This window comes from uncultured Devosia sp., assembly GCF_964244875.1.
In the GTDB taxonomy this organism is placed as follows: domain Bacteria; phylum Pseudomonadota; class Alphaproteobacteria; order Rhizobiales; family Devosiaceae; genus Devosia.
Window position 1 is genome coordinate 23,609 of record NZ_CAXTKA010000012.1, and the last position, 13,578, is coordinate 37,186.

The following is a 13,578-nucleotide window of genomic DNA, read 5'->3' on the forward strand; positions in this document are numbered from 1 at the left end:
CCCTTGCGCGGTTTAAGGTATTGGTGACGAATCAGGTGGCCGCATTGCGGTTGGTCACCGGCGCGATGTCTGCAGTGAGTAAGAGGCACCGATGAACAAGCCAGCCCCCAAAGAGCCCTCGATGGACGAGATTCTGTCCTCGATCCGGCAGATCATTGCCGACGACGACGCTGCGGGGGCCCCGCGCCGGCCGGCAATCCAGGCGGCGCCGCCCCCGATGCAGGCAGCCCCGGCCCGGCCGGCCTTGGCCGCAAGTGTCGATCGCGACCTGAGCGACATGCTCGAGGACATCGAGCCTTTGGCGCTGTCGTCCTCCCAGATCGTCGCCGACGAGGACGACGGGGACCCGACCGCCGGCTTCAGCTTTGACTCCATCCTCGCCGATACTGAAGCCGATGAAGACGAGCCGATAGCGTTTGCGCCGCCCGAACTGGTCGAGGCCGAGGACATCGCCTTCGATATTGCCGAGCCGGAACCGGAGCCCGAGCCGGAACCCGTTTTCACCCCGCCACCTGCTGCCGTCTTCCGGCACCAGCCGTCGGTGGCGCAAGCGGCCCCGATGCCCGATCCGACTTTGAGCGCCGACATTGCCGAGCAGTTGCTGGAGCCGGCGACCAAGGCTGCCGTGCGCAGCTCGATCACCAAGCTCAATGGCCTGGGCATGGGCAATGGCGGCGCCACCATCGAATCCCTGATGCGCGACATGCTGCGCCCCATGCTCAAGGAATGGCTGGACGAAAACCTGCCCTCCGTGGTCGAGCGCATGGTGGAAAAAGAAATCACCCGCATCGCCCGCGGCGACTGACCTTCGTTCACGGAGCCGATGGCGCGTCGCTGTTGACCCCGCGGCGCGCATTTGCTTGAAGTCTGCCCAACCCTTTTGGACCGGCCCGCCGCGTCGCTCGACTTGGCGGGTTGTTGCCGTTGTGAGTGACGTGATGATCGAAAAAAATTATGAGCCGGCCGCCGTCGAGCACCGCATCTATGCCGATTGGCTCAAGGCTGGTGCTTTTGCAGCCGGGGCAGGGGCTGCCGAAGGCGCCGAAACTTTCACCATCGTCATCCCGCCGCCCAATGTCACCGGCTCGCTGCATATCGGGCATGCGCTCAACAACACCATCCAGGACATCCTGGTCCGTTTCAATCGCATGCTGAAAAAGGACGTGCTGTGGCAGCCGGGCATGGACCATGCCGGCATCGCCACCCAGATGATCGTCGAGCGGCAGTTGATGGAACGCCAGCTTCCCGGTCGGCGCGACATGGGGCGCGAAAAGTTCCTGGAACGCGTTTGGGAATGGAAGGCCGAGAGCGGCGGCACCATTTTCAACCAGCTCCGGCGCCTCGGCGCCTCCGCCGATTTTTCGCGCGAGCGTTTCACCATGGGCGACAATGGCGCGCCGGACGACCAGATGGTCCGTGCCGTCACCAAGGTCTTCGTCGAATTGCACCAGCGTGGCCTGATCTATCGCGCCAAGCGCCTGGTCAACTGGCACCCGGACCTGGAAACCGCGATTTCCGATCTCGAAGTGGAGAATATCGAGATCAAAGGCCATATGTGGCACCTGCGCTATCCGCTGGCCGACGGCGTGACCTATCAGTTTCCCATCGCCCACGATGAGGACGGCAAGCCCACCGAATGGCAGACGCGCGACTATATCGTCGTCGCGACCACGCGCCCCGAAACCATGCTGGGCGACAGCGGCATCGCCGTGCACCCCGATGACGAACGCTACGCGTCCCTTGTCGGCAAGTTCGTCGACCTGCCGCTGGTCGGTCGCCGTATTCCCATCGTGGCCGACGATTACGCCGATCCGGCGCTGGGCACTGGCGCGGTCAAGATTACGCCGGCCCACGACTTCAACGACTTCGAGGTCGGCGTTCGCAACACGCTCGAGCAGATCAACGTGTTCACCACGCGCGGCGAAATCGTCTCGGACGATTTCATTCCGGCTGCCTATCGGGGCTTGGACCGTTTCGTTGCCCGCACGGCGATCGTCGCCGACCTCACGGCATTGGCCGAGGAAAACCCCGTTCGCGGTCTCGATCACGTCGAGGACAAGAAGATCATGGTGCCCCATGACGAAAAGAGCAAACTCGTCGTCATCGAGCCGTTCCTGACCGACCAGTGGTGGGTCAAGGCCGATGTGCTGGCCCAGCCAGCCATGGCTTCGGTGCGCGAGGGCCGCACCAAGTTCGTGCCGCAGCAATACGAGAACACCTATTTCGCCTGGCTGGAGAATATCAAACCCTGGTGCATTTCGCGCCAGCTCTGGTGGGGCCACCAGATTCCGGCCTGGTATGGCTTCGGCACGGACGAGCAGATCGGCTCTTACAGTCTGGACGTGGACGCGCAATCGTTTGTGGCTCTGTCCGAACCGGATGCCCGTCAATCGGCGTCTGCGCATTACCAGACCGAGGTGGTCCTCGTGCAAAATCGGGCGGCGGCCGTTGCCCTGTGGACCGACGCCCTGGCCAAAGGCGAAATGTTATCCTCCATGCCGATCTGGCGCGACGAGGATGTGCTCGACACCTGGTTTTCCTCTGCCCTCTGGCCGTTCTCGACGCTGGGCTGGCCCGACGAGACGGCGGAACTGCGCCGCTATTATCCCACCGACGTGCTGGTCACCGGTTTCGACATCATCTTCTTCTGGGTTGCCCGCATGATGATGATGGGGCTTGAATTTCTCAAGGAGGAGCCGTTCCACACGGTCTATATGCATGCCCTGGTCCGCGACGAAAAGGGCCAGAAGATGAGCAAGACCAAAGGCAACGTCATCGATCCGCTGGAATTGATCGACCAATACGGCGCCGACGCAACACGGTTCACCTTGGCCGCCATGGCGGCGCAGGGCCGCGACATCAAGCTGGCGACCTCCAGGGTCGAGGGCTATCGCAACTTCGTCACCAAGCTATGGAATGCCGCGCGCTTCCTCGAAATGAACGAATGTTTCCGCGTCGAGGGGTTTGATCCCAGGGCAACGACCCTGCCGCTCAATCGCTGGATCATCGGCGCCACGGCGCGCGGCGCGGCAGCGGTCACCAAGGGCATCGAAGACTACAAGTTCAACGAAGCCGCCAACGCTGCCTATGATTTCGTCTGGGGCACGTTCTGCGACTGGTACGTGGAATTTGCCAAGCCCGTGTTCATGGGCAGCGATGAGGCCGCAAAGACCGAAACTCGCGCCACTGCCGCCTGGGCGCTCGACCAGATCCTGGCGATCCTGCACCCCTTCATGCCCTTCGTCACCGAAGAGCTGTGGGCGGAAACCGGCAAGACCGGGCCAGCTCGGCCCAATCTGCTGATCCTGGCCGAGTGGCCGGACCTTGAGGGTCTTGAAGACCCCAAGGCCGATGCGGAACTCTCCTGGCTGATCGACGTCATTTCCAATGTCCGGTCCGTGCGCAGCGAAATGAACGTGCCTGCAGCCGCCAAACTGCCGCTGGTCGTCGTCGGCGCGGGCGAGGCAACGCTGGGCCGGCTGGTCGCAGGCACTTCGCTGATCACCCGGCTGGCACGGCTTGAGAATATTTCCCCACAAGCCGCCATCCCTGCCAATTCGGCGCAGTTCGTTGTCGGCGAGGCGACCTGGGCGCTGCCCCTGGCCGACTTCATCGACCTGGCGGTCGAAAAAGCGCGCCTGTCCAAGGATGTCGATAAGCTCGATGGCGAGATCGCCCAGATCGACAAGAAGCTTGGCAACGAGCAATTTGTCGCCAAGGCGCCTCCCGAAGTGATCGAGGAGCAGAAAGCCCGTCGTGAAGCTGCCATCGATCGGCGCAATCGTATCGCCGAAGCCCTCAAGCGTTTGAGCTAAATCCAGATGGACGATATTCCACACCCGCCACCGGCCGAGTCTGCCGTAGCTGGCACGGTCGGCGCAGCGATGCTGTTGATTTTCGATGGCAAGGGCGGCGTCGTTCGCAAGGAGCCGACCGAGCACAAACCCGCCGTGCCCGCGCGCGGCTTCATCGTGGTCAGCGGCAAGTCCAAGGAGCCGGCTTTCAAGGTCTGGCTGAAGGGCGAGTTGGGATCGTTCAATGCCGACCTGCTGACGGTGCCCAGCACGCGCTCGCGCTGCATCGTGCTCGACGACCGTGCCATGGTGGTCATGCGCGTGGCGCGACCGGGCGCTGAGCCCGACGATATTGGCCGGCAGCTGATGACGCTGTGGATTGAAAAGGGCCGGGTAATCATTTCATCCGAGCTCAACATTCCCGAGTTCCTGGGGATCACCCATTGGGAGCAATCCCACCACGCACCGGTGTCGCCGGCCGATCTGGTCGCTCGCCTGGGCCTGCGCGCCGCCGATCGGCTGGAGCCGCTGATCGAGATGCTGGGTGACAAGCTCGACGATATCGAGGAATCCCTGATCGTCCAGCACACCACCAAGGCCCAGGCCCGGCTGTCGCATCTGCGGCGCACGCTGATCAGCTTTCGCCGCCTGGTGTGGCCGCAGCGCGACATGCTGAACACGCTTGAAATCGAGGACCTGTCTTTCTTTTCCACCCGCGACCGGCTGCGGTTGCGCGAAGCCTCCGCCCGCGCCGCCCGCATTGGGGACGAACTGCAGGCCATGTCCGAACGCGCCGTGCTGGTGCACGAGCAGATCATCGATGCCCGGGCCGAGCAGATGAACAAGACCATGCTCATCCTTGCAGCCGTGACCGTGGTATTCATGCCGCTGACGCTTCTGACCGGCGCGCTGGGCATGAACGTCGCCGGCATTCCCTTTTCCGACAATCCGCACGCGTTCTGGAGCGTGTGCGTCGGCCTGCTGATGATCTCGCTCGGCATCGTGTGGTGGATGCGCGGCAAACGCTGGCTGTAGACCGAGACATCCAGCATGCCGGTCAAATGCGGGCCTGCATGCTGTGCAACCGCGCATAAACCCCGCCTGCTGCCATCAGTTGCTCGTGGTTACCCTGTTCGCCTATGCCTTCCCGCGTCAGCACCAGGATACGGTCCGCATGGCGCACCGTTGACAGCCGATGGGCGATGACGATCGTCGTGCGTCCCCGCGCCAGTGCCAACAACGCCTGCTGCACCGCCCGTTCGCTGTCATTGTCCAGCGCGCTGGTGGCCTCGTCGAAGATCAGGATGGCCGGATTTTTGAGGAACGCCCGCGCGATGGTCAGCCGCTGCTTTTGCCCGCCCGATAGCTTGACGCCGCGCTGGCCGATATCGGTGTCATAGCCATTGGGCAGGGCTACGATGAACTCATGCGCATTGGCCGCCCTGGCCGCCGCCAAGATCTCATCGTCCGATGCCTCAGGCCGGCCATAGCGCAAATTCTCCGCCACCGTGCCGCTGAACAGATACACATCCTGCTGCACGACGCCGATATTGCGCCGCAGCGACGCCAGCGTCAGATCGCGGACATCGGTGCCATCGATGCTGATCTGTCCTGAACTGACGTCATAAAACCGCGGAATGAGCGCGCAGAGCGTGCTCTTGCCCACGCCCGACGATCCCACCAGCGCCACGAACTCGCCGGGCGCGATATCGAGCGACAGCCGGCTGAAGACGTCGGCAACGCTGTCCTCATAGCGAAAGCCCACGTCGCTGAACCGGATCGCGCCCGACACCGAACCCATCGGCACGGCACAGGGCCGGTCGGCAATGTCGGGCTTTTCCTCCAGCAATTCCATGGCGCGAACGAAGCCGGTGTAGCCTTCCTGCCAGAGGCGGATGAAGTTATCCAGCCGGCGAACCGGATCCACCAGAACGCCTACGCAGAGCAGGAACGTCAGCATTTCCGCCACGCTCAGCTCGGCGCCGAGAATGCGCACTGCACCACCAATGATCACCAGGATCGTCACCAACTGGGCAAAACCGTCCATGCCCACCCAGAGCAGCGCCTCGCTGCGATAGCCGTCGCGGCGGCTTTCGAAAAAGCGCTGGTTCTGCCCCTCGAACCGATCCAACTCGATCGCCTCGTTGGCAAACGATTGCACCACGCGGATGCCGGCCAGCGCATCCTCTACCCGTTCGTTGACTGCCGCGATCCGCGCCTTGCTGCTCGTCAGCGCAATATGCATGCGCCCGTTGAAATGGCGGGCATAAAGCACCGCAAATGGAACCAGCATAGCGATGAGCCCGGCCAGCACCGGATCGATGTAGATCAGCACCGCCATGGCCGCCGCGAATTTGAGCACGCCGATGGCCAGATCCTCGGGGCCGTGGTGAAACAACTCGCCCAGCCACAGCGAGTCATTGCCGATCCGGCTCATCAACTGCCCAACGCGCTGCCGATCGTAAAAGCCGAATGACAGCTTTTGGCAGTGCTCGAACAATTCCTTGCGCACATCCGCCTCGATGCGCGCGCCCATCACATGGCCCTGGTAATCGACGAAATAGGTGGCCAGCGACTGGATCAGGAACACCCCGAGCATGACCGCGCCGATGCTCAGGATTTGCTGCAGGCCATCTGGAGCCGCCGCCAGTTCTGGCAGGCGCGCGGTGATGACACTGGCGCAGAGGGGTAGGGCGATGGCGGTAGCGGCAACCAGCACCGCGCAGGCCAGATCTGCCACGAGCAGCCAACGGTAAGGCCGATAATAGCCTGCGAATTTTCGCAGGCGCGTCGACGCCCTGTCCGGCCGTCGGGATAGGGTGTTATCGCTGGTGTCGGAGTTTAGCTTGAATGTGCCGGTCGGTTTTGCCAGCCAGGGAAATTGAAGGGGCATGAAGCGCCGTGTCCTGTTGCGGAAGGGTTCCTTTCGTTAAGGACAAAGGTTTTCATGGCGCGCTCCCGAAGCGAGGTTCAGCGCTCCCACTATGCCGAGCCACGGACGATCACACAAGCGCACGCGGCACCTCAGCCAGCTCTGTGACGTTTCAGCAACAGCGTTTGCGATTCCATTTCACCGCCCCTTCCGTCAACCATTTGGCGATGTTTCCTGCCACAATCTGACCCTAAACCAGAGTGGCACAATGATCGTCTGACAGTGCACTTGGTTCGCCCGGTTGGGAGGCATGGGCGGCAGGATAACCAGCACGGTAGAGCTCATTAGGCAGTGAACGGTCTTGAAGTTTTCTGTCGATCTGTCGACGGATTAAACTGGAGAGTTGATCGACAGCATTATCGTCGTTTGCGGATGGGGAGACCAAGCCCGTAAACCACGTTTGTGCTTGACGGCAAACGTGAAGCGGTCGGCTCAAATCCGGTCACAAAGACGGTCTATTGACTGCTCAACGCCACCTGCTCTCGCCATCCCGGCGACGGCAGCCAGGCAAGATAATGGTCGATGACGGCCCGGCGGGGACGGTCATCGACACAAAGCAAGATTGCCGGCTTGGTGCCGGCACAAGGAGCAAGATGCGGGTCTTGAGGGACCGATTGTTGATTTCCGCCGCGGCGGCGCTGCTGATGACGGGTTCCGTCACCATGCTGCCCGCCTATGCGCAAACGGCTGCCGATGCCGCGCTCGGCATGGCCAATATGCTCGATGGGGCAGGCGGCGGCGTGTCGCGCGACGACTTGATGGGCGCGCTCCAGAATGCAGCCGATGCCGGCCAGCCCATGGCCATGTGGCAGCTTGGAACCATGTATGAAAATGGCGAGGGCGTGGAAAAGGACCAGGCCAAGGCCTTCGGCTATTTCTCCCAGATTGCCAACCAGCACGCCGACGCGGCCCCCAAGGGCATCGAGGCCGATATCGTGGCGCAGTCCTTCGTCAAGGTCGGCGAATATTATCGCGACGGCCTGCCCGATGCCGGCATTCAGGCCGACGCCAATCGTTCGCACGCGCTGCTGCTGCACGCAGCCTCGTACTTTGGCGATGCGGACGCGCAATATCGCGTTGGCGAGTTGTATTTGCAGGAAGACGGGCTCGGCATCAATCCGCTGCAGAGCGCCCGCTGGCTGTCGCTCGCGGCGCGCAAGGGCCACGCCTTGGCGCAAGCCAGGCTGGGCGACCTGCTGTTCAACGGCATAGAAGGCCTGCAGCCCCAGCCCGTCGAGGGCCTGATGTGGCTGACTGTCGCCCGAAAACGCGTCGCCGGCACCGCCGACGAGGGCTGGGTGACCGAACTGCTCAACCGCGCCATGTCCATTGCCCCGCCCGAACAGCGCACTGAGGCGGTCAAGTTGGCCGATAGCCTCGGCACCCAGTTCGGCGGGCTGTAGCTAAAAGCTGAACTGCCCTTCGACGGGGACGTGATCGCTGGGCTTGTCCCATCCGCGCACGTCCTTGTGCACGGTGACGCCATCGAGCCGGTCGGCAGCCTGGGGCGACAGCATCAGGTGATCGATGCGGATGCCGGCATTGCGCCGCCAGGCGCCCGCCTGGAAATCCCAGAACGTATAGACCGGCGCCGCTGTCGTCGCCCGCAACGCGTCGGTCAGGCCCAGATGCGAGAGTGTGCGGAACCGCTCCAGGCTCTCTGGCCGATAGAGCGCATCGCCCCACCACGCCTGGGGGTCATGGGTGTCCACCGCCGCCGGGATCAGGTTGAAGTCGCCGAGCAGCACGAATGGCTCTTCCAGCGCCAAACGCTGTTCGGTAAACGCCGTCAGCCGCTCCATCCAGGCCAATTTGTAGGGAAACTTCTCGGTATCGACCGGATTGCCATTGGGCAGGTAGATATTGCACACCCGGATCGCGCCGCTTTCGACCGAGAACACACCCTCGATCAGCCGCGCCTGCTCGTCGGTATCGTCGCCGGGCAGGCCCCTGGCGACCTCGTCGAACGGCACCAGCGACAGGATGGCGACGCCGTTCCAGCTTTTTTGCCCATGGGTTTCGATATTGTAGCCCAAAGCCTCGATCTCGCCCCGCGGAAAGCCTTCGTCCACGGTCTTGATTTCCTGCAGGCAAACAATGTCCGGCTTTTCCTCGGCCAGCCACTGCAGCAGCACTTCGAGCCGCGCCTTGATGCCGTTGATATTCCAGGTCGCGATCCGCATGTCAGTGCTCCTTGCCATAAACGGCATCGCGGATTTCATTCCGGAACGCGCCATCGCTGCCCTCAAGGCCGGTATTGGTCATCGCTACCACGCTGAGCCCCTCCACCGGGTCAACAAACCAGCTATGCCCGTAAATCCCGCCCCAGCGCGAGGTTCCCACCGATTGCGGCGTCCGCGCGACCGCGGCATCGGTCAGGACGGCGCCGAAGAAGCCGAAATGCCAGCCTTCGGACTGCGAAAACGCCAATTGCGGAACTTGGTTCGACAGCCCCGCCGTCGCCGTTGCGGGCCGCAGGATGTTGCCGCCGCCGCTGCGCAGCGTTTCCAGCAGGATCATGAAATCGAGCGCCGTGCCCGCCATGCCGCCTCCGCCCGAATGATAGGCCTTGGGATCGAGAATCCGCCCCGGCGCATAGTTCACTATCTGGCCCCATGGGCCGGGCACGCTGTGCGGATCGCCCATCCGCTCCGGCCCGTTCGGGCTATCCGCATAAGGTACTGCCAGTCGCGCGATATCAGTCACATGGAACGCGGTATCGACCATGCCCAGCGGCCCGGTCACGTATTTGGCCACGGCATCGCCCAGCGTTCCGCCCACCAGCCCGCCGGCAATAGCGCCCAATACGTCGATCGATTGCGAATAGGACCAGCCGGTGCCGGGTGCAAACAGCAGCGGCACCTGCACCAGCCGCTCCATATTGTCGTCCAGTGACAGATGCCAGCGGTTCAGGTCCGCCGCGCGGAACTTGGGATCGTCTTTTTCCGCCTCCGTCAGCGGCAACTCGCCACCCAGGCCCGCCGTATGGGTCAACAATTGCGCGATAGTGATCGGTGGCGTGCTGCCATCGGCCAATTTGGGGATGAAATAGGCGAGGTAATCCGTCGCCAGATCGTCCAGCCCGAGTTGTCCATCGTCCACCATCGCCAGGATCGTTGCCGCCACGATTGGCTTGGTCAGCGACGACAACCGGAAAATCTTGTCCACGCTCATCGGCGTGCCGGCCTCGCGATCGTTGAGGCCGCGCGCGCTCTGGTAGATCAATTCGCCCTGCCTGCGCACGATCACCACCGCGCCGACGATGCGCCGATCGGTTATGGCACCATCGATGCTTTGGTCCAGGCGCTCGGCAATGCTCATGAAAAAGTCCTCCGCGACGGGGAGGACTTTAAGCAGCACTGTGACAGGTTGGAAGGCTGTTAAACGGCAAAACTTGTGCCGCATCCACAAGATGCGACCGCGTTCGGATTCTTGATCTGAAACGACTGCCCAATCAGGTCATCGGAAAAATCGATCTCCGAACCGCCCATGAATTCCAGACTCATCGCATCGATCAGCACGGTCGCCCCGTTCTTGGCCAGAACGACATCGTCGTTGGCCGGCGTTTCGCGCACCAAGTTGTATTCGTACTGAAAGCCCGAACACCCGCCCCCGGCCACGGAAATACGCAGCACCGTGCCGTCCGGCTCCTTGGCAAGGATGCGGGCCACGCGCTTGGCGGCGCGATCGGTCAGCACCACGTTGGGCGCGTCCGTCGGAGCAGAAACAAGGGCAGCTTCGGTCATCTTGATGTCCACGCCGTTTGGTAATGACAGAACGGTCGCACTAAAATAGGAACTTTAGCGCGCGATGGAAAGGCCTTTAATCGCAAATGGACGATAGAGCCTCTTACGCCAGCAATCCCGAGCATTCGCGCGGCCGGCTGTTCGGCACTGGACCCAGCCCGACGCGCTCGGAATTTCAACGCGATCGCGACCGTATCATCCACTCGACCGCCTTTCGCCGGCTGCAGCACAAGACGCAGGTCTTCCTGCACCATGAAGGCCGCCATTTTCGCAATCGGCTAACCCATACACTAGAAGTCAGCCAGATGGCGCGCTCGATTGCCCGTGCGCTGAAGCTGGACGAGGACCTGGCCGAAGCGGTGGCGCTGTCGCACGATTTGGGCCACACCCCGTTCGGTCATGCCGGCGAGCGGGTGCTGCATGACAAGATGGCCGCGTTTGGCGGCTTCGATCACAATATGCAGGCCATCCGCGTCGTCACCCGGCTGGAAAACCGCTATGCCGAGCATGACGGGCTGAACCTGACCTGGGAAACGCTGGAAGGCATTCTCAAGCACAACGGCCCCTTGCTGACCGAAGGCGGGCGCCCCGCCCTCAGATATGCGCAGGAGGGACTGCCGTCCGGTCTGGATGATATCCCCGCCAGCGCCGATTTGATGCCGGCCACCTATGCGTCGCTCGAAGCCCAGGCCGCTGCGATTGCCGATGATATTGCCTACAACGCCCATGATATCGATGACGCTCTGCGGGCCGGCCTCCTGGCACTGGACGATCTGGCCGGGGTGCCTTTGGCCGGCCCCATCGTTGCCGAGGTATTGGCGCTATATCGCGATGTCGCGCCCAAGCGGCAGGCGCACGAAGTCCAGCGCCGCCTGATCACCCGTTCCATCGAGGATGTGATCGCAACGACACAAGCCAACATCGCGGCAGGCCGCGTCCTTTCGGCCGATGATGTGCGCCATGCCGGACGCACTTTGGTTGGCTTTTCGCCCGAGACGGCAGCGGCCGAACGCGGGCTCAAGCAGTTTTTGTTCGAGCGGGTGTATCGGCATCCTTCCGTCATGGGGCCAGTGCGCCAGGGCGAGTCGGTCGTCGCCGCGCTGTTTGATCGCTACATGTCCACGCGCGACCTGCCGGGGCGCTGGGGCATTGCTGCTGGAGTAGAGTCATCGCCCGACGTCTTGGCGCGCGGCGTTGCCGATTTCATTGCCGGCATGACCGATCCCTATGCCATCGACGAGTATGCCCGGCTGTTTGACGCTCGCCCGGAATTCCGTTAACCCCGGCGCCTCTTTCCCCAATCGAGTTCATCATGGACGTTTTCGCCCTGTTCGCATCGCGCGTCGCCAACGCGCTTCAGGTTCTTTATCCCGAAATCGGTGCTGACCTGCTGGCGCGCATCGTGGTCGAGCCCCCGCGCGATGCTGCCCATGGCGATCTGTCCACCAATGCCGCCATGGTCGTCGCCAAGCCGCTGGGCAAGAACCCGCGTGAGGTGGCCACTGCCCTGGTCGAGCATTTCAAGCATGATGCCGATGTGACCAATGTCGAGGTCGCCGGGCCCGGCTTCATCAATTTCCGTCTGGCCGACGCCATCTGGCATCAGGTGCTGCGCTCGATCGGAACCCAGGGCGCGGATTACGGCCGCTCTAATCTGGGCGGCGGCGAAGCGGTCAACATCGAGTATGTTTCCGCCAATCCAACCGGCCCCATGCATGTCGGCCATACGCGCGGTGCCGTATTCGGCGATACGCTGGCCGCGCTGATGGCCTATTGCGGCTACCAGGTGACCCGCGAATATTACCTCAACGACGCTGGCAGCCAGATCGATACGCTGGCCCGGTCCACCATGCTGCGCTATCGCGAAGCCCTGGGCGAAACCATCGAAATTCCCTCCGGGTTCTATCCCGGCGACTATTTGGTCCCGGTGGGGCAGGCGCTCAAGGCCGAATTCGGCGACAAGCTGCTGGCCATGCCGGAGCCGGAAGCGACTGCGATCGTCAAGGAGCGCGTGCTCGCGGCCATGCTGGAACTGATCAGGTCCGACTTGGCTCTGCTCAATATCCACCACGACGTATTCTTTTCCGAGCGCACTTTGCACGGGCAGGGTGGCGATATCGACCTGACCCTTGCATGGCTGCGCTCCAAGGACATGGTCTATCAAGGCCGCCTCGAACGGCCCAAGGGCGGCGATGCGGAAGGCGATTACGAAGACCGCGAGCAAACCCTGTTCCGCGCCACCAATTTCGGCGATGACGTCGACCGGGCGCTGATCAAGTCCGACGGCTCCTACACCTATTTCGCCGCCGACATCGCCTATCACCGCAACAAGTTCCTGCGCGGTTTCAAGCACATGATCAACGTGCTGGGCGCCGACCATTCCGGCTACGTCAAGCGGTTGCAGGCAGCGGTGAAAGCCGTCTCGCTCGACGCCGCCGACATGGATGTGCGCATCTGCCAACTGGTGCGGCTGATGAAGAACGGCGAGCCGTTCAAGATGTCCAAGCGCTCCGGCGATCTGGTGACCCTGGCCGACGTGGTCGAGGAAGTGGGCGCTGACGCAACCCGGTTCATGCTGATGTTCCGGCGCAACGACGCCTCGATGGATTTCGACTTCGCCCTGGTCAAGGAACAGACTCGCGACAATCCGGTGTTCTATGTTCACTACGCCCATGCGCGGACCTATTCGATCTTCCGCACGGCCGAAAAGGAGCTTCCCGCGCTCGATCTGTCGCCCGCCAGCCTGAAAGCCGCCGAGATTGGGCGCATCGTCACCCCTGCGGAGATGGACCTCATTCGGGTCCTCGCCGCCTGGCCCCGCACCGTGACCGCCGCCGCTATTGCGCATGAGCCGCATCGTATTGCATTCTATGTGCACGACCTGGCGGCCGCGTTTCACGGCTTCTGGGCCAAGGGCAAGGATGACCCGCAGTTACGCTTTGTTAACGTTGAGGACCCAAAGCTGACTCTGGCCCGACTCGCCCTCGTCGACGCTGTGCGTCAGGTCATCGTCAATGGCCTGACAATATTGGGTGTCTCCGCGCCTGAGGAGCTTTCATAATTCGGGCGTAATAGTGTGGTGACTGGCGGAAAATGCCCAGAAGGG

At 62.6% G+C, this 13,578-nt stretch carries 10 protein-coding genes; 6 read left to right on the plus strand and 4 right to left on the minus strand.

What is annotated here, in order from left to right:
• The first annotated feature begins 91 nt into the window (after window positions 1-91).
• From ACFE8X_RS13735 to ACFE8X_RS13745, 3 genes are all read left to right on the plus strand, one after another.
• Window positions 92-805, plus strand: a complete 714-nt coding sequence (locus tag ACFE8X_RS13735) for a PopZ family protein (protein WP_375452050.1) — start codon at window positions 92-94, stop codon at window positions 803-805.
• A 133-nt stretch (window positions 806-938) separates the two neighbouring features.
• Window positions 939-3,815, plus strand: coding sequence for a valine--tRNA ligase (locus tag ACFE8X_RS13740; protein WP_375452051.1), 2,877 nt, complete (start codon window positions 939-941; stop codon window positions 3,813-3,815).
• Window positions 3,816-3,821: 6 nt separating this feature from the next.
• A complete protein-coding gene (locus tag ACFE8X_RS13745; RefSeq protein WP_375452052.1) occupies window positions 3,822-4,829 on the plus strand; it encodes a CorA family divalent cation transporter in 1,008 nt (335 codons plus the stop codon).
• 22 nt (window positions 4,830-4,851) lie between these two features.
• Here the strand turns inward: ACFE8X_RS13745 and ACFE8X_RS13750 are convergent, their stop codons facing one another.
• Window positions 4,852-6,579: an ABC transporter ATP-binding protein gene (locus ACFE8X_RS13750; RefSeq protein ID WP_375452141.1), complete on the minus strand. Its 1,728-nt coding sequence runs from the start codon at window positions 6,577-6,579 to the stop codon at window positions 4,852-4,854.
• A gap of 761 nt (window positions 6,580-7,340) precedes the next feature.
• Between ACFE8X_RS13750 and ACFE8X_RS13755 the strand changes: the two genes are divergently transcribed.
• A complete protein-coding gene (locus ACFE8X_RS13755; RefSeq protein WP_375452053.1) occupies window positions 7,341-8,129 on the plus strand; it encodes a tetratricopeptide repeat protein in 789 nt (262 codons plus the stop codon).
• Here the strand turns inward: ACFE8X_RS13755 and xth are convergent, their stop codons facing one another.
• Genes xth through ACFE8X_RS13770 form a run of 3 tightly spaced genes read right to left on the minus strand, consistent with a single transcriptional unit; the run spans window position 8,130 to window position 10,472 of the window.
• Window positions 8,130-8,909 (minus strand): exodeoxyribonuclease III, encoded by a 780-nt coding sequence (gene xth, locus ACFE8X_RS13760; protein WP_375452054.1) that lies wholly within the window; start codon window positions 8,907-8,909, stop codon window positions 8,130-8,132. It abuts the gene before it with no gap.
• Between the two features lies 1 nt (window position 8,910).
• The gene (locus tag ACFE8X_RS13765) at window positions 8,911-10,047 is read right to left on the minus strand and encodes a serine hydrolase domain-containing protein (protein WP_375452055.1); all 1,137 of its coding nucleotides are present in this window, start codon (window positions 10,045-10,047) and stop codon (window positions 8,911-8,913) included.
• 59 nt (window positions 10,048-10,106) lie between these two features.
• Window positions 10,107-10,472 carry a HesB/IscA family protein gene (locus ACFE8X_RS13770; RefSeq protein WP_375452056.1) on the minus strand — a complete coding sequence of 122 codons (366 nt, stop codon included), beginning with the start codon at window positions 10,470-10,472 and terminating at the stop codon, window positions 10,107-10,109.
• Between the two features lie 86 nt (window positions 10,473-10,558).
• On the opposite strand from ACFE8X_RS13770, the gene ACFE8X_RS13775 reads away from it, so the two are divergent.
• On the plus strand, window positions 10,559-11,752 hold the full coding sequence (locus tag ACFE8X_RS13775; RefSeq protein WP_375452057.1) for a deoxyguanosinetriphosphate triphosphohydrolase: 1,194 nt from the start codon (window positions 10,559-10,561) through the stop codon (window positions 11,750-11,752).
• Window positions 11,753-11,784: 32 nt separating this feature from the next.
• Window positions 11,785-13,533, plus strand: a complete 1,749-nt coding sequence (gene argS, locus ACFE8X_RS13780) for an arginine--tRNA ligase (protein WP_375452058.1) — start codon at window positions 11,785-11,787, stop codon at window positions 13,531-13,533.
• The last annotated feature ends 45 nt before the right edge of the window (window positions 13,534-13,578 follow it).